Here is a 16,128-nt window from a genome sequence, read left to right on the forward strand (position 1 = left end):
TGGAAGGCGTAACTCACGTGACGGGAGCCGTAACTCGCGTGACGGGAGCCGTAACTCGCGTGACGGGAGCCGTAACTCGCGTGACGGCCGCCGGATCACGCGTGGCGGCCGTCAGGGTGAGCTAGCGCGAGCGGCGCGAGCCGGCGCGGGTGCCCGAGGAGAACGCGGCGGCACCGCCCCGGCGGGCCGGAGCGCCACCGGACTGGGCCTTGCCCGCACCGGAAGCCCGGCGCGGCTGGGAGTCGGCGGCGCCGCGACGGCCCTGGCCGCCGCCCTTGGGCGCGCCTTCGCGACGTCCGGTGGACTCGGCCGCGCGACGGCCGCCCTGGCCGGCGGGGGCGCCGCCACGGCGGTCGCCTTCGGCGCGGGGCTGACGCGAACGGCCCTCCGAGGAACCGCCGCGACGCGAGCCGCCACCGGAAGCACCCCTGCCACCGACGGAGGGGCCTCGGCCGCGACCGGCGCGGCTGCCGCGGCCACGGCTGCCTGCCGGACGGTCTTCGTCGTCACCCTTGCCCGGGATGGCTTCGCCGCTGGCGCTGACGCGCTTCGGCCGCATGTCCACGATCGGCTGACGCGGGGACGCGGTGAACGAACGCTCGCCGGGCGCCAGCTCCGACAGCAGCGGGTGGCCGGGGCCGAGCTGCGTCGTGGTCGGCTTGATGCCCGCCTTGCGGGTGAGGTCGCGGACGTCGCCGACCTGCGCGTCGGTCATCAGCGTGACGACGGTGCCGGACGCCCCGGCCCGCGCGGTCCGACCTGAGCGGTGCAGGTACGCCTTGTGCTCGACGGGCGGGTCGGCGTGGATGACCAGCGTGACGTCGTCGACGTGGATGCCGCGGGCGGCGATGTCGGTCGCGACCAGCGTCTTCGCCGCGCCGGAGGAGAACGCCTCCAGGTTGCGCGTCCTCGCGGTCTGCCCGAGGTTGCCGTGCAGTTCGACCGCCGGCACGCCGGAGGCCATGAGCTTGCGCGTCAGCTGCTTGGCGCGGTGCTTCGTGCGGGTGAACACCAGTGTGCGGCCGGGCGCGGCGGTGAGGTCGATCAGCACCGCCAGCCGGTGGGTCTCCTCCAGGTGCAGCACGTGGTGCTTCATGGTCGATACCGGCGACTGGGCCGAGTCGACGCTGTGCGTGACCGGGTTGTGCATGAAGCGCTTGACCAGCACGTCGACACCCGCGTCGAGGGTCGCGGAGAACAGCAGCCGCTGCCCGCGCTCCGGGGTCTCGGCCATGATGCGCCGGACGTCGGGCAGGAAGCCGAGGTCGGCCATGTGGTCGGCCTCGTCCAGGACGGTGATCTCGATGTTGTCGAGCTTCACCTCGCCCGAACGCATGTGGTCGGCGAGCCTGCCGGGGCAGGCGACGACGATGTCGACGCCGTCACGCAGCCGGGTGATCTGCGGGTTGGGGCTGACGCCGCCGAAGATGGTGGTGACCTTGAGGCCGAGCGGCTTGGCCAGCGGCAGGAACGACGCCTCGATCTGGGTGGCCAGTTCGCGGGTCGGCGCCAGGACAAGCGCGCGCGGGCGGCCGGGGCGGCGCCGGGTCGGGCCGGCGGCGAGCCGGGCGAGGACGGGCAGCACGAAGCCATAGGTCTTGCCGGAGCCGGTGCGGCCGCGGCCGAGGACGTCGCGGCCCGCCAGCGAATGCGGCAGCGTGGCGGCCTGGATGGGGAACGGGCTGGTGACGCCCTGTTCGGCGAGCGAGTCCACGAGGGTCTTGGGCAGGCCGAGTTCGGTGAAGGTAGGTGTGCTCATAAGCGTGTGGGCACAGGTGCGCCCTGGTATCTCCGTAAGGATAGAAAGGGTTGTCCTGCCCGGCGCAGACCTCGGGGGGCCGCGGCGCGTGGTCTTCGACAACGAAACGCGGCCCGAGGCAGAACTGAGCGGACCGCGTTGTCCAGTGTACTGGGTCGTGATCTCCGGGGCTACGTGATATCGCCCGCACCGGTCCGCCGATGTTCGTCGGTTCGGACGAGCCGGACGCCGGGTCGCGGTGAAACGCTGGCCTGACCGGACGAAAGGGGACACGGGTGTCGAACGTTCAGGATCTGCGAGGCGTGCTCGAAGAGGAGGCGCGCGGGGCGGGTGTCCCTGGAGCCGTGGTGGGGGTGACGCATCGCGGCGAGGAGTCGGTGTTCGCCACCGGGGTGTCCAGTGTGGACACCGGGCTTCCGGTCGATCCCGGCACCCTGTTCATGATCGGCTCCACCAGCAAGACCTTCGCCGCGGCCGCCGTGCTGGCCCTGGTCGAAGACGGTGTACTGGACCTGGACCGGCCGGTCGTCGAATACCTCCCCGATCTCCCCTTGGCGGATCCGGTGGCGCGGAAGACGGTGACGCTGCGCCAGCTGCTCACGCACTCCGCCGGGTTCCTCGGCGACGTGGACTTCACCACCGGGTGGGGTGACGACGCGCTGGCCCTCGCGATCGCGAAGTTCGGCGACCTGCCGCAGAACTTCCCGCCAGGAGAGGTGTTCTCCTACTGCAACGCCGGGTTCCAGCTGGCAGGCCGGGTCGTCGAGGTGGTGGCGGGCGAACCCTTCGAGGACGTGGTCCGCGCCCGGCTGCTCGAACCGCTGGGCATGACCGAGTCGTATTACCTGCCGTGGGAGGTGCTCACGCGCCGTCACGCCGTCGGGCACGTGCTGCGCGACGGCGGACCGGCGGTCGAGCACACCGTGGGCCTCACCCGCGCGGACAGCGCGAGCGGCGGATTGTGGTCGACGGCGGGTGACCAGCTGAAATGGGCCCGGTTCTTCCTGACCGGCGAGGCCGAGGGCAAGCCGCCGATCAGCGAAGCCACCCGCGACCTGATGCGCGCGCCGCAGCGCAAGGCCGCGCTGCGGTTCGAACAGGTCGGGCTGAGCTGGCTGCACACGACCCACGGCGCTGCCCGGCTGGTCCGGCACGGCGGCAACGTGAGCAATCTGCAGTTGTCGGAGTTCGTGACCATTCCGGAGGAGGACTTCGCCGTCACCGTGCTGACGAACAGCGCGGGCGGCTCCGCGCTGGGCGCGAAGATCGTCGACTGGTGCTTGGAGAAGCTGGTCGGCCTGCCTCCGCTCGCGAGCCCGCCGCCGGTGCCCCAGCCGGACGTCGCCGAGTACCTCGGCCGCTACCAGACCGGTGACTTGGCGTTCGTGGTCAGCGACCGCGACGGCACGCTGTGGGCTCAGCTGGTCGCCGAGATCGAGGACTTCCCGTCGCCTCCGCCGTTCGAGGCCGTTTTCGTGGGCGGCGACGCGATCGCCCCCGCCGCCGACACCCGCAAGCCCACCGCGCGTTTCCTGCGGAACGACCACGGGGAGGTGACTTCGGTCGAGTTCGGTGGCCGGACGGCGAAGCGGCGCGCTACGGTTACCGGGTAGTAACTTCGGCGACCAGGAGTGACGATGAGCGAAAAGGCGACCGCGTTGTTGCTGAACCCGGGTGGGTACGACCCACGGCAGTTCGACCCGGAGACGCGTCGCCTGCTGCGTGCCACCATCGAGTGGTTCGAACAGCGAGGCAAGCGCAAGCTCGTCGAGGACTACCACGAGCGGACCTTCTACGCGGACTTCATCGAGTTCGCGGGCAAGGAAGGGCTCTTTTCGACGTTCCTCACTCCTGGCGCGAACGCCGAGGGGAACCCCGACAAGCGCTGGGATACCGCGCGCGTCGCGGCGCTGTCGGAGATCCTCGGCTTCTACGGCCTGAATTATTGGTACCCGTGGCAGGTCACCATCCTCGGCCTTGGCCCGGTGTGGCAGAGCGCGAACGAGGCCGCCCGCAAACGCGCGGCGGACTCGCTCGCGGCCGGCGGCGTCGCCGCGTTCGGACTGTCCGAAAAGGAGCACGGCGCCGACATCTACTCGTCGGACCTCGTGCTCACACCGGACGGCAAGGGCGGCTACCGCGCGAACGGGTCGAAGTACTACATCGGCAACGGCAACTGCGCGCGCACCGTGTCGGTGTTCGGCCGCATCGGCGGCGTCGAGGGACCGGACCAGTACGTGTTCTTCTACGCGGACTCGGAGCACCCGAACTACCGCGTGGTGAAGAACGTCGTCCCGTCGCAGATGTACGTCGCCGAGTTCGAGCTCGATGACTACCCGGTGTCCGAAGAGGACATTCTGCACGTCGGCGCCGACGCGTTCTCCGCTGCGCTGAACACGGTCAACATCGGCAAGTTCAACCTGTGCTTCGGCGGCATCGGGATGTCGACGCACTCGTTGTACGAGGCGATCACGCACGCGCACAACCGGGTGCTCTACGGCAAGAAGGTCACCGATTTCCCGCACGTGCGCCGGGAATTCGTCGAGGCGTACGCGCGGCTCGTCGCGATGAAGCTGTTCTCCGACCGCGCCGTGGACTACTTCCGCAGCGCGAACGCGGACGACCGCCGGTACCTGCTGTTCAACCCGATCACCAAGATGAAGGTGACCACCGAGGCGCAGAAGGTCATCGGCCTGGTCGCGGATGTGGTGGCGGCCAAGGGTTTCGAGGCCGACACCTACCTCGCGATGTCCAAGAACGACATCGACGGCCTGCCGAAGCTGGAAGGCACGGTGGCGGTGAACCTCGCGCTGATCGCGAAGTTCGTGCCCGCGTACCTGTTCGCGCCGCAGGCCTACGAGCCGGTGCCGACCCGGTCCGACGCGGCCGACGACGAGTTCCTGTTCCGCCAGGGCCCCGCGCGCGGCCTGTCGAAGGTGCGGTTCCACGACTGGCGTGAGGCCTACGCCAAGGCGTCCGCGATCCCGAACGTCGCGCGGTTCACCGAGCAGGCCGAGGCGCTGGTGAAGCTGTTCACCGAAGCCGCGCCGGACGAGGCACAGCAGCAGGACATCGACTTCGGCCTCGCGCTGACCGAGCTGTTCACGCTGGTCGTCTACGGGCAGCTGGTGCTGGAGCAGGCGGAGATCACCGGCATCGAGACCGAGGTCGTCGACCAGATCTTCGCCATCCTGGTGCAGGACTTCAGCGCCACCGCGATCGATCTACACGGAAAGTCGTCCTCGACCGAGGCGCAGCAGGCGCTCGCGCTGGCGTCGATCCGGAAGCCCGTCGTCGACGCGGCGCGCTTCGACCACGTGTGGTCGCTGGTGCGGGACCTCTCGGGCGCCTACGCCATGAACCCGTGAGCTGAAAGGGACTTTCCCCGCATCTGACGTGGTGAAGGGCGCTTTCCTCGCATCGCATGCGGGGAAAGCGCCCTTTCTCTTTGAGGGGTAAGGCGAAGGTGGCGTGTTGCGAAAGCCACTTTCGCAACCTTCAACGTTGCGAAAGTGGCTTTCGCAACGTCGGGGGCAGGGGTGCGGTAGCGAAGAAGGCGTCCTTCGCGACACCCGGGTGCCCCACGGCCGCGAGTGAATCCCCGCGACCCGACACCATTGCCTTACCCCTCGATAACGTGCCAACCCTTACTTGCCGAAGCCGGCCTTTCGGAGCGCGTCCGCCATGGCACCGCCACCGCCGCCGGAGTTCCCGCCCCGGTTGCCGCCGCCGCGTCCGCCCTGGCCGCCTTGACGCTGTCCGCCGCCCTGACGCTGACCGCCCTGGCCGCGGTCACGACCGCCGCCGCCGCCACCGCCCTGCTCGCGGGCGGGACGGCCGGGCTCGTCGTCCAGCCGCAGGGTCAGCGAGATCCGCTTGCGCGGCACGTCGACTTCCAGGACCTTCACCTTGACGATGTCGCCGGGTTTCACGACCTCACGCGGGTCCTTGACGAAGTTCTTCGACAGCGCCGAGACGTGCGCGAGCCCGTCCTGGTGCACGCCGACGTCGATGAACGCGCCGAACGCGGCCACGTTCGTCACGACACCTTCCAGCCGCATTCCCGGCTTGAGGTCGCCGATCTTCTCGACGCCGTCGGCGAAGGTCGCGGTCTTGAACGCCGGACGCGGGTCGCGGCCCGGCTTTTCGAGTTCGGCGAGGATGTCGGTCACCGTCGGGAGGCCGAAGGTGTCGTCGACGAACTGTGTGGGCTTCAGCGCCTGCAGGGTCCGCGAGTTGCCGATCAGCGCGCGGATGTCCGTGCCGGTCGAGCTCAGGATCCGCCGCACCACCGGATAGGCCTCGGGGTGCACCGAGGACGAGTCGAGCGGGTCGTCGCCGTCCGGGATCCGGAGGAAGCCCGCGCACTGCTCGAAGGCCTTGGGGCCGAGCCGCGCGACCTCCTTGAGCCCGCTCCGAGTCTTGAACGGACCGTTCTCGTCGCGGTGCGCGACGATGTTCTCCGCCAGCGTCGTCGTGATGCCCGAGACGCGGGTCAGCAGCGGCGCCGACGCGGTGTTGACGTCCACGCCGACCGCGTTCACACAGTCTTCGACCACCGCGTCGAGTGACCGCGACAGCGAGATCTCCGACAGGTCGTGCTGGTACTGCCCGACGCCGATCGACTTCGGGTCGATCTTCACCAGTTCCGCCAGCGGGTCCTGCAGCCGCCGCGCGATGGAGACCGCGCCGCGCAGCGAGACGTCCATCCCCGGCAGTTCCTGCGACGCGAACGCCGACGCCGAGTACACCGACGCGCCCGCCTCGGAGACGACGGCCTTGGTCAGCTTCAGTTCCGGATGCTTCTTGATCAGCTCGCCGGCGAGTTTGTCGGTCTCGCGGGACGCGGTGCCGTTGCCGATCGAGATCAGGTCCACCTTGTGCCGGGCGCACAGCGCGGCGAGTTCGGCGATGGACTGGTCCCATTTGTTCGCGGGCTGATGCGGGTAGATCACGTGGGTGCCGACGACCTTGCCGGTGTCGTCGACGACGGCGACCTTGACGCCGGTGCGGAAACCCGGGTCGAGGCCCATCGTGGCGCGGGTGCCCGCCGGGGCGGCGAGCAGCAGGTCGCGCAGGTTCGCGGCGAACACGCGGACGGCGTCGTCCTCGGCCGACTGACGCAGCCGCATCCGCAGGTCGATGCCGAGGTGCAGCAGGATCTTCGTGCGCCACGCCCAGCGGACGGTGTCGCCGAGCCACTTGTCGCCGGGTCGGCCTTCGTTGGAGATCCCGAACTTGTGCGCGATGCGGGTCTCGTACTCCGTCGGCCCGGTGCGTGGTTCCTCGGTGGGCTCCTCCGACTCCATGGTGAGGTCGAGGATGTCTTCCTTCTCACCGCGGAACATCGCGAGGATCCGGTGCGAGGGGAGCTTGCTGTAGGGCTCGGAGAACTCGAAGTAGTCGGAGAACTTCGCGCCCTCTTCGGCCTTGCCGTCGCGGACCTTCGACGCGAGGCGGCCCTGCGACCACATCTTCTCGCGCAGCTCGCCGATCAGGTCGGCGTCCTCGGCGAAGCGTTCCACGAGGATCGCGCGGGCGCCGTCGAGCGCGGCCTGCGCGTCGGCGACTCCCTTGTCGGCGTCGACGAACACCGCGGCCGCGGCCTGCGGGTCGGTGTTCGGGTCGTTCAACAGCCCGTCGGCGAGCGGCTCCAGACCGGCCTCGCGGGCGATCATCGCCTTCGTCCGCCGCTTGGGCTTGTACGGCAGGTAGATGTCCTCGAGGCGGGACTTGGTGTCCGCCGCCATGATCGACGCTTCGAGCGCCTCGTCCAGCTTGCCCTGGCTACGGATCGACTCCAGCACCGCGACCCGGCGTTCGCCGAGTTCCCGCAGGTAGCGGAGGCGTTCTTCGAGGGTGCGGAGCTGGGTGTCGTCCAGCATCCCGGTGACCTCTTTGCGGTACCGGGCGATGAACGGCACGGTCGATCCGCCGTCCAGCAGGTCGACGGCCGCCTTGACCTGCCCTTCGCGCACACCGAGTTCTTCGGCGATCTTCTGCTCGACTGTCTGCAGGCCCTGCACGCTCACTCCCACGCTCCTGAATCCGCCCTCGGGTGCTCTCGGACCCTGCATTCTGCCGCTTCCGCCGAGCCGACTTTCGTATGGCCTCCTCTAACCGAACCCTTGACAGTTGTATTGGTCTAGTCCATTTTGGTGTGGCCGACATCACCCGTTCGTGGAGGCCAGTCGTGAAAGTGAAGCCGAAACACGCGTTCCTCGCCCTGCTGTCGTCACTGGCCGTGTGCCTGGGGGTGACTTTCGCGGTCTCGGGCAGCGCCTCGGCCGCCAACATCCTGACCAACCCGGGCTTCGAACTCGGGACCACGAGCGGCTGGACCTGCACCGGCGCGAACGCGGTGGTCACCACGCCGGTCCACTCGGGCAGCCGCGCGCTCAGCGCCACTCCCGCGGGGCAGGACAACGCCCGCTGCTCGCAGAGCGTGGCCGTGAAGGCCAACACCGCGTACACGCTTTCGGCGTGGGTGCAGGGCAGCTACACCTACCTCGGTGTCACGGGCACCGGGACGGGTGACAAGAACACCTGGACCCCGGGCGGGGCCAGCTGGTCGCAGCTCTCGCTGAGCTTCACCACCGGCGCGTCCACCACGAGCGTCCAGATCTACCTGCACGGCTGGTACGGCCAGCCCGCGTACTTCGCCGACGACGTGAACCTCGACGGTCCCGGCGGCTCGCCGACCACGACCCCGACGACCCCCACCACGCCGACCACGCCCACGACCACCACGTCGAACCCACCGACGACCTCGGCGAGCACCCCGCCGACCGGGAACCTGCCGAAGCACGTGATCACCGGCTACTGGCAGAACTTCTACAACGGCGCGAAGGCGCTCAAGCTCGCCGACGTCCCGACGAAGTACAACATCATCGCGGTGTCCTTCGCCGACGCGACGGCCACGCCGGGCGCGGTCACCTTCACCCTCGACTCGGGGCTGTCGAGCCAGCTCGGCGGCTACACCGACGCGCAGTTCAAGGCCGACGTCAAGACGGCGCAGGCACGCGGGCAGAAGGTCATCCTGTCCGTCGGCGGGGAGAAGGGCACGATCCGCGTCGACTCCGCTGCCGCGGCCACGAACTTCTCCAACAGCATGAAGTCGCTCATCGCGACCTACGGCTTCGACGGCGTCGACATCGACCTGGAGAACGGCGTCAACGCGACCTACATGGCGCAGGCGCTGCGCAGCATCCACGCCGCGGGCGGCACGGTCATCACCATGGCGCCGCAGACGATCGACATGCAGAACCCGGCGGCGGAGTACTTCAAGCTGGCGCTGAACGTCAAGGACATCCTGACGATCGTCAACATGCAGTACTACAACAGCGGCACGATGCTCGGCTGCGACCAGAAGGTCTACTCGCAGGGCACGGTCGACTTCCTCACCGCGCTGGCCTGCATCCAGCTGCAGAGCGGTCTGCGGGCCGACCAGGTCGGGCTCGGCCTGCCCGCGTCGGGCTCGGCGGCCGGTGGCGGCTACCAGGCGCCCGGCAACACGGTCAACGCGCTGAACTGCCTGGCGAAGGGCACGAACTGCGGTTCGTTCAAGCCGACGACGACGTACCCGACGATCCGGGGCGCGATGACCTGGTCGATCAACTGGGACGCCTCGCAGGGCTACGCGTGGTCGAACACGGTGAGCGCGGGTCTGGCCGGCCTCCCGTGATGATCCGCTAGACCGGGGCGGGGCACCGTCGTCGCGCGGGCGACGGTGCCCCGCCCTTTCCACGTCGCAATTCGTCACCTACTTGCGAGATTTGCGCGACGCGAACATTGCAAGTAGGTGACGAATTGCGTGGGGTCAGAGCGGAGTGAGGGGGAGACGCAGGGCGCCGGGGGCGTGTGGGGGCACGACGGGCTTGAGCGGGGCGACGGGGTTCACGCGCCGGTAGGGGGAGCCGAGCGGCGGCCGCGGGTCGGCCTCGCCTTTGTTGGGCCACAACGACATCGCGCGTTCCGCCTGCGCGGTGATGGTCAGCGACGGGTTCACCCCGAGGTTCGCCGAGATGGCCGAACCGTCCGCGATATGCAGCCCGGGATAGCCGTACACCCGCTGGTACGGGTCGACGACGCCGGTCTCGGCGCTGTCGCCGATCGCGCAGCCGCCGATGAAATGCCCGGTGATCGGGATGTTCGCCAGATCCGTCCACGCGCCCTGCGCCAGCCCGCCGATCTTGTCCGCCACCCGCCTGGTGACCTCGTGTCCGGCGGGGATCCACTCGGGGTTCGGCTCGCCGACGCCCTGCTTCGTGGTCATCCGGCGGCCGAAGAGCCCGCGTTTCGTGTACGTGGTCACGGAATTGTTCAACGTCTGCATCACCAGCAGCCCGACCATCCGCTCCGACCACCGTCGCGGATTGTGCAGCCGCACCAGCCGCCGCCGGTTCCGCCACAGTTCCCGTGCGCCCAGCACCCACCGGCGCTTGCCCGGTTCGGCGTCGACGAGCACCGTCGTCAGCAGGCCCATGAAGTTGCTGCCCTTGCCGTAGCGCACCGGTTCGACGTGCGTGACGGCATCGGGATGGATCGACGACGTGATCGCGACGCCGCGGGTGAAGTCCGTGTCCTTGCGCAGTGAACGCGCGGCGAGCACGGCCTCGGAATTCGTGCGGGCGAGCAAGCCGAGGCGCGGTGACAGCTCCGGCAGCGTGCCGGAGTCCTTCAGCGAATGCAGAAGCCGTTGCGTGCCCAGGGAAGCGGCGGCGAACACGACCTCGGAAGCGGTGAAGGTCCGTTTGCGCTTGCGCACCCAACGTCCTGTTCGGACGGTGTCGATCGCGTAGCCGCCGTCGATCGGCCGGACCGACACGGCGGTGGTCAGCGGATGGACCTCCGCGCCCGCCTTTTCCGCCAGGTACAGGTAGTTCTTGACGGTCGTGTTCTTCGCGCCGACCCGGCAGCCGGTCATGCACTCGCCGCAGTGCGTGCACGGCTTCCGCGACGGGCCCTCGCCGCCGAAGAACGGGTCGACGTCGCGCTTGCCGAAGTGGACGCCGACCGGCGTCGGCCGATAGGTGTCCGCGATGCCCATGTCCTCGGCGACCTCGCGCAGTACGCGGTCGGCCGGGGTGACCAGCGGGTTCTCCACCACGCCCAGCATTCGTCCGGCCTGGTCGTAATGCGGGGCGAGTTCGGCTTTCCAGTCGGTGATGTGCGCCCACTGCGGGTCTTCGTAGAAGGTGTCCGGGGGTTGGTAAAGCGTGTTCGCGTAGACGAGCGAGCCACCGCCGACGCCCGCGCCGCTCAGTACGAAGGTGTTCTTCAGCAGGGTCAGCCGTTGGATGCCGTAGCAGCCCAGTTTCGGGGCCCACAGGTACTTCCGCAGCCGCCACGACGTCTTCGCGAACTCGTCGTCGGCGAACCGGCGACCGGTCTCCAGCACGCCGACGCGGTACCCCTTCTCGGTGAGCCGCAGCGCGGTCACGCTGCCGCCGAAACCGGAGCCGATCACCAGCACGTCGTAGTTCATCGCGCTCCCGCCGTCCGGTAGTCGCCGAGGTCGAGTTTCTTCGTCCGACGGTCGTATTCGGTGACCAGACCCGGCCAGTTCGTGCTCACGCGGCCGTTCTCCTGGCGGTACCAGCTGGCGCAGGTCGTCCAGACACTGCGCCCGAGGCGTCGCTGGATCTCCTCGTCGTATCGCTGCTCGACCTCTGGCACGACGTCCATATAGGACACTTCGGGCCTGGTGAGGTGTTCCACGGCCTGGCGGATGTAGCGGGCCTGCCGTTCGATCATGTAGATGATGGAGCCGGCACCGAGGTTCGTGTTGGGCCCGTAGACGCAGAACAGGTTCGGAAAACCCGGCACGGTCATGCCGAGGTACGCTCGCGCGCCGCCCTTCCAAGTGTCGGACAGCGCCCGTCCGCCGAGACCCTCCACCTTGAGCTCGCCGAGGAAGTCGGTCGCCGCGAAACCTGTCCCATAGACGATGACGTCGGCCTCGTGTTCGACGCCGTCCTCGGTGAGCACCCCGGACGGCGTGATGGCGCTGATGCGCCGCGTCTCCACGGCGACGTTGTGCTGCGCCAGCGCGGGCAGATACTCGTTGGTGAACAGGATCCGCTTGCAGCCCAGCGGATAGTCCGGGGTGAGTTTCTCGCGCAGCGCCCGGTCCTTGATGTGACGGCGGCGCAGCTGGGCCGTCCGCAGTTCGAAGACCTTGGCCAGCAACGGATGTTCGGTCATCGCGTAGGTCGCGTACTCGGCGAGGAGGAAGATCCGCAGCCTCCCGAGCAGTTGGGTGGCCGGGAGGTGCCGGAACAACCGTTGCTGCCAGCGCCGGTAGTGGGTGTCCCGTTTGGCCATGATGTAGGGCGCGGTGCGCTGGAACACCGTCAGTTCACCCGCCTGGCGCTGGAGTTCGGGCACGAACTGGATCGCGCTCGCGCCGGTGCCGATCACCGCGACCTTCTTGCCGCGCAGGTCGACGTCGTGGTCCCAGCGCGCGGAGTGGAAACTGGCACCCTCGAAGGCTTCCTGGCCGGGGATGTCCGGCTGGACCGGACGCGAGAGCTGGCCGACGGCGGGGACGAACACGGTGGCCTCGAACGTCTCGCCGCCCGCGGTCTCCACCCGCCAAAGCCCGCGCTCCTCGTCGAAGGCCGCGGCGGTGACGCGCGTGTCGAAGCGGATGTGCGGTTCGAGCCCGTAGCGGCGCACCACGCGTTTGAGGTACGAGTGGATGTCCGGTTGCAGCGAGAACCGCTTAGGCCAGTCGGGATTGGGCTCGTAGGAGAACGAGTACAGCGGCGACGGGATGTCGCAGCCGGCGCCGGGATACGTGTTCTCCCGCCAGACGCCGCCCGGTTCGGCGGCGCTCTCCAGGATGGTGAAGTCGTCGAATCCGGCGCGTTTGAGCTCGATCGCCGTCCCGACCCCGCCGAAGCCCGTCCCTACGATCAGCACGCTCGTCTTGCCCATGCCGATCGAAGTTACGCACCCGTCAGCCCTGGTGGAAGTACACGACCGGCCACTCAATCGAGATTTTCGGCCACTCACCTCCCGCGATTCGGCACCTGGTTGCGGTCGTTGGCAGTGCGAACTGACGCAATCAGGTGCCGAATTGCACGGAGTGGGACTCGGCCTTCGGGTGGGCCCAGGTCAGGAGGCGGTGAGCGGAGCTTTCGAGGGCGTCCATGTCGCGCTTCGGGACGCGTTCGAACGGCGTGATCACCACTGAAGCGGCCTTCTTCGCGGCCTTGATCTCCCAGAAGCCCTTCACGGACCCGTCGACCAGGATGGTGCCCTTGACCAGGCCGTTCTGCGTGATGACGACCTTGCGATGCTCGTCGCTGATCACGCGGGTGCGGTCGGCGTAGGACAGGATGGTCTGGTCGAACGGCCCCAGCAGCCTGGCAGGCGCGGGCGTGTCCGGGTCCGGGCGCGGGGCGTCTTCGAGATCGAAGAGTTCGCGTCCGTTCTCGTCGCGGAACGTCCGCAGTTCCGGTCGCAGCCGTTCGGCGACCTCGCCGAGCTTCGTGATCCCGGCCCACGCCTGCGCGTCCTGCACGCCGGCGGGCCCGAACGCGGCCAGATAGCGCCGGAACATCGCTTCCGGCGACGGCGTCGCGTCCGGCTCGGCGCCCAGCCAGTCCCCGGTGGTCTGGTAAGTCGGCTGCCCGGACTTGCCCCAGATCCCGCGCGGCGGGATCTGCACCAGCGGCAGCAGCGCCCGCGCGACGTGCACCAGCGCCGACGGTCCCGCGCTGTCCCAGCGTTTTGCCAGTTCCGCGCCGAGTTCGGCGGACGACAGCGGCCGCTCGCCGAGCAGTTTGCGGGCAGTGCGGGCGATCTCCTGGTGGTCGAGGCCCTTGATCTCCGGGGTGAACTGGGTGTTGCCGTCCACCGAGCGGTTGTAGAGGGGCTGCACGATCGGCCGCCACGCCAGCGCGTCCGCCGGTTTCACCAGGTGCACCGTGCCGCGCATGAGCGCGATCCGCACGACCCTCTTGTCCAGCAGCAGGTTCGCCAGCTCTTCCTGGCGGAAGCCGTGCAACCGCGTCCACAGCGCGAAGTACGGCGGATTCGGCGCCTGCGCCTGCAATCCGGCCAGCTGCTCGACCGCTTCGAGCGCGGTCATCTTCGAACGCCGGAGCAGCAGCTGCCGGTCCAGCATGGCGCGGTTCAGCGCGCGCCTGCTCAACGTGTCGGACATGCCGCTCACCCTAAACGGGATCAAGGACAGTTACGGTCCTCAATGCGCCGATCGCCGCCGCGATCCATAATCCCGGCCATGGAACTACCGCCGCCGGTGATCCGGGACTGGGACTACCCGCGCGGCACGGCGAGCATCGTGCTCATGGCGCGCTTCGCCGCCGAGAACGGCGTCACGGGGCTGGAGTCCTACGAGTACGCGCCCGTGGACGGCCAGGTCGACGCGCGTCAGGAGCTCGCGGTGGTCCGGGCACTGGTCCGCGGGCTCGGCGCCGGGGACGACGTCGCGCTGCGGCTGAGCAGGCGGTACCGCGTGAGCGCGTTCGGCATCTTCGGCTTCGCGTGCATCAGCAGCCCGACGCTGGGAGACGCGATGCGTTTCGCCCTGCGATACCTGGACCTGAGTTTCACCTTCTGCATCCCGCACGTGACCGTCGAGGCCGGGCGGCTCGGGCTGGCCATGGACGACAGTCGCGTACCGGGCGACGTCGCCCGCTTCCTGCTGCTGCGCGACCTCGGCGCCATTCACACCGTCATGCGCGACATCCTGCCGGACATCTCCCTGCGCTCCTTGGCCTTCCGTCACGAGCGACCCTCCACAGTGGACGAATACGTGCGGACGTTCGGCCTGGCGCCGTCGTTCTCCGCGCCGTCACACTTGGCCACCCTGGACCCGCTGTTCCTCGACAAACCGCTGCCGCAGGCCAACGACCAGACGGTCGCGGTGTGCGCCGCGCAATGCGACCTGCTGGTGTCGCGGAAACGCGAACGATCCGGGATCGCGCAGCAGGTCCGGGAACGGCTGGTGCGGCTCGGCGGCGTCGACGCGGGAATGGAGGAGGTCGCGCGGCAGCTCGCGCTCAGCCCGCGCACGCTGCGACGGCGCCTGTTCGAGGCCGGGACCGGCTACCGCGCGCTGCTGGACGAGGTCCGTCAGACCCTGGCGGAGGAAATGCTCGACACCGGCGCGCTCAGCGTGGAGGACGTCGCGCTGCGGCTGGGCTACGCCGAGGCGTCGAGTTTCATCTACGCGTTCAAACGCTGGAAGGGGATGACGCCGGCGGCGTACGCCCGGCGGAACGCGTTGCGAGCACGGCCGGGTAGGTGACCCGCAGCAGGTGGAGGATCGACTCGGTGAGGAAGACCCGCAGCTCCTCCCGGCCGAGCGTGCCGCGGATCAGCCATTCGCGTGACGCGGCCCGCAGCATCCCGCCGTACGAACGGATCATCGCGCGCAGTTCCTCGCGACCCTCGGTGACGTCGCTCATCAGCGCGGCCGCGAGCACGCGATCGGCGGCGATCTCGTCGGCCTCCCGCATGATCCGCTCGATCTCCGGATCGCGGCCCACCGCCTCCGGCCCGATCGCCGTCAGCCACGCCTGCTCGTTGCGTTCGACGACCTCGATCCAATGCCGGACGCTCATCGCGAGCCGTTCTTCGGCCGTCGTGTCGGGCAGGTTCTCGATCACCGGCGCCGGCACGATCATCATCTGCCGGACGACCTCCAGATACAGCTCCCGCTTGCCGCCGAAGTAGTGGTTGATCAGCGGCCTGGCCACCCCCGCGGCCTTCGCGATGTCCGAGGTCGAAACCGAGGCGTACGTGCCCGCGCCGAACAACCGCCGGGCCGCGGTCAGGATCTCGGCACGCCGGGCGGCCGGTTCGAGGCGGCGCCGCCGGATCTCCGGATCGGTGCTCATGGGCCGAGCGTAACCGTTTCACGTGACCGCCTGCCGTTACTCATTCGGAACAACCCGTCGGTAACCCCAGGGGCCCTCTCGGCGACGTTCGGGGCGGGGGGACCGGGCGTTATGGGTAGGGACGAATGGCCAGTGCCGAACGCGAGCCGGTTTGCCGTACCGGCCGGTGGGTCAGTGTGCGGCTGCAGCATCGTGACGTCCGGATCCAAGGTGACAGCGGGGCGGAATCCGTCTCGTACGCGGGGATCGTGATCACCAGTTTCGAGAACGGCGCCGAGGTCGGCGAACGCTGGATCCCGCTCGGGCTCGATCCGTCGGAGGCCGACGACGAACAGCTCATCCAGCAGTTGCGCGACGCCCTGATCTGGCAGGCGCGACGGCCGCCCAAGGCCGCGGGAGAGTAGCGGGGCGTGAGATGAAGGAGCCTTTCATTGCAAATTTTGCAATGAAAGGCTCCTTCATCTCACGCGGAAGGCATGAAGGTCGAGTTTCCTC

General features: G+C 69.0%; 11 protein-coding genes. 5 read left to right on the top strand and 6 right to left on the bottom strand.

Translation table 11 applies throughout. The features are described 5' to 3' along the window. Positions 1-121: 121 nt before the first annotated feature. Positions 122-1,759 (bottom strand): DEAD/DEAH box helicase, encoded by a 1,638-nt coding sequence (locus DL990_RS27910; protein WP_125785695.1) that lies wholly within the window; start codon positions 1,757-1,759, stop codon positions 122-124. A 275-nt stretch (positions 1,760-2,034) separates the two neighbouring features. On the opposite strand from DL990_RS27910, the gene DL990_RS27915 reads away from it, so the two are divergent. Both DL990_RS27915 and DL990_RS27920 read left to right on the top strand, forming a co-directional pair. Next, positions 2,035-3,372, top strand: coding sequence for a serine hydrolase (locus DL990_RS27915; RefSeq protein WP_125785696.1), 1,338 nt, complete (start codon positions 2,035-2,037; stop codon positions 3,370-3,372). Positions 3,373-3,396: 24 nt separating this feature from the next. After that, positions 3,397-5,127 carry an acyl-CoA dehydrogenase gene (locus tag DL990_RS27920; protein ID WP_199746626.1) on the top strand — a complete coding sequence of 577 codons (1,731 nt, stop codon included), beginning with the start codon at positions 3,397-3,399 and terminating at the stop codon, positions 5,125-5,127. A 279-nt stretch (positions 5,128-5,406) separates the two neighbouring features. Here the strand turns inward: DL990_RS27920 and DL990_RS27925 are convergent, their stop codons facing one another. Further along, complete coding sequence (locus DL990_RS27925) at positions 5,407-7,791, bottom strand: Tex family protein (protein WP_199746627.1); 2,385 nt, start codon at positions 7,789-7,791, stop codon at positions 5,407-5,409. 161 nt (positions 7,792-7,952) lie between these two features. Between DL990_RS27925 and DL990_RS27930 the strand changes: the two genes are divergently transcribed. Next, on the top strand, positions 7,953-9,443 hold the full coding sequence (locus DL990_RS27930; RefSeq protein ID WP_125800410.1) for a chitinase: 1,491 nt from the start codon (positions 7,953-7,955) through the stop codon (positions 9,441-9,443). A gap of 135 nt (positions 9,444-9,578) precedes the next feature. Here the strand turns inward: DL990_RS27930 and DL990_RS27935 are convergent, their stop codons facing one another. The 3 genes from DL990_RS27935 to DL990_RS27945 all read right to left on the bottom strand — a co-directional run bounded on the left by DL990_RS27935 (position 9,579) and on the right by DL990_RS27945 (position 13,934). After that, positions 9,579-11,246 carry a GMC oxidoreductase gene (locus DL990_RS27935; RefSeq protein WP_125800411.1) on the bottom strand — a complete coding sequence of 556 codons (1,668 nt, stop codon included), beginning with the start codon at positions 11,244-11,246 and terminating at the stop codon, positions 9,579-9,581. Next, the gene (locus tag DL990_RS27940; RefSeq protein ID WP_125800412.1) at positions 11,243-12,700 is read right to left on the bottom strand and encodes an NAD(P)/FAD-dependent oxidoreductase; all 1,458 of its coding nucleotides are present in this window, start codon (positions 12,698-12,700) and stop codon (positions 11,243-11,245) included. The genes DL990_RS27935 and DL990_RS27940 overlap by 4 nt, the downstream gene beginning before the upstream one ends. A gap of 130 nt (positions 12,701-12,830) precedes the next feature. Beyond that, positions 12,831-13,934 (bottom strand): winged helix DNA-binding domain-containing protein, encoded by a 1,104-nt coding sequence (locus tag DL990_RS27945; protein ID WP_125800413.1) that lies wholly within the window; start codon positions 13,932-13,934, stop codon positions 12,831-12,833. A 78-nt stretch (positions 13,935-14,012) separates the two neighbouring features. Between DL990_RS27945 and DL990_RS27950 the strand changes: the two genes are divergently transcribed. Continuing rightward, entirely contained in the window at positions 14,013-15,041 is a 1,029-nt protein-coding gene (locus DL990_RS27950; protein WP_125785701.1) for an AraC family transcriptional regulator, read from the top strand. Here the strand turns inward: DL990_RS27950 and DL990_RS27955 are convergent. After that, entirely contained in the window at positions 14,968-15,633 is a 666-nt protein-coding gene (locus DL990_RS27955) for a TetR/AcrR family transcriptional regulator (protein WP_125785702.1), read from the bottom strand. The two genes, DL990_RS27950 and DL990_RS27955, sit on opposite strands and share 74 nt — an antisense overlap. Before the next feature lie 125 nt (positions 15,634-15,758). On the opposite strand from DL990_RS27955, the gene DL990_RS27960 reads away from it, so the two are divergent. Continuing rightward, positions 15,759-16,037, top strand: coding sequence for a hypothetical protein (locus DL990_RS27960; RefSeq protein ID WP_125785703.1), 279 nt, complete (start codon positions 15,759-15,761; stop codon positions 16,035-16,037). Positions 16,038-16,128 lie beyond the last annotated feature (91 nt).

The organism is Amycolatopsis sp. WAC 01416, assembly GCF_003947485.1.
Lineage (GTDB): Bacteria > Actinomycetota > Actinomycetes > Mycobacteriales > Pseudonocardiaceae > Amycolatopsis.

What these genes read in the sequence shown, in the direction of transcription:
- DL990_RS27940 (WP_125800412.1), bottom strand. Translation starts at nt 12,700, where the DNA reads ATGGGCAAGACGAGCGTGCTGATCGTAGGGACGGGCTTCGGCGGGGTC.
- DL990_RS27920 (WP_199746626.1), top strand. Translation starts at nt 3,397, where the DNA reads ATGAGCGAAAAGGCGACCGCGTTGTTGCTGAACCCGGGTGGGTACGAC.
- DL990_RS27960 (WP_125785703.1), top strand. Translation starts at nt 15,759, where the DNA reads ATGGCCAGTGCCGAACGCGAGCCGGTTTGCCGTACCGGCCGGTGGGTC.
- DL990_RS27950 (WP_125785701.1), top strand. Translation starts at nt 14,013, where the DNA reads ATGGAACTACCGCCGCCGGTGATCCGGGACTGGGACTACCCGCGCGGC.
- DL990_RS27935 (WP_125800411.1), bottom strand. Translation starts at nt 11,246, where the DNA reads ATGAACTACGACGTGCTGGTGATCGGCTCCGGTTTCGGCGGCAGCGTG.
- DL990_RS27910 (WP_125785695.1), bottom strand. Translation starts at nt 1,759, where the DNA reads ATGAGCACACCTACCTTCACCGAACTCGGCCTGCCCAAGACCCTCGTG.
- DL990_RS27945 (WP_125800413.1), bottom strand. Translation starts at nt 13,934, where the DNA reads ATGTCCGACACGTTGAGCAGGCGCGCGCTGAACCGCGCCATGCTGGAC.
- DL990_RS27955 (WP_125785702.1), bottom strand. Translation starts at nt 15,633, where the DNA reads ATGAGCACCGATCCGGAGATCCGGCGGCGCCGCCTCGAACCGGCCGCC.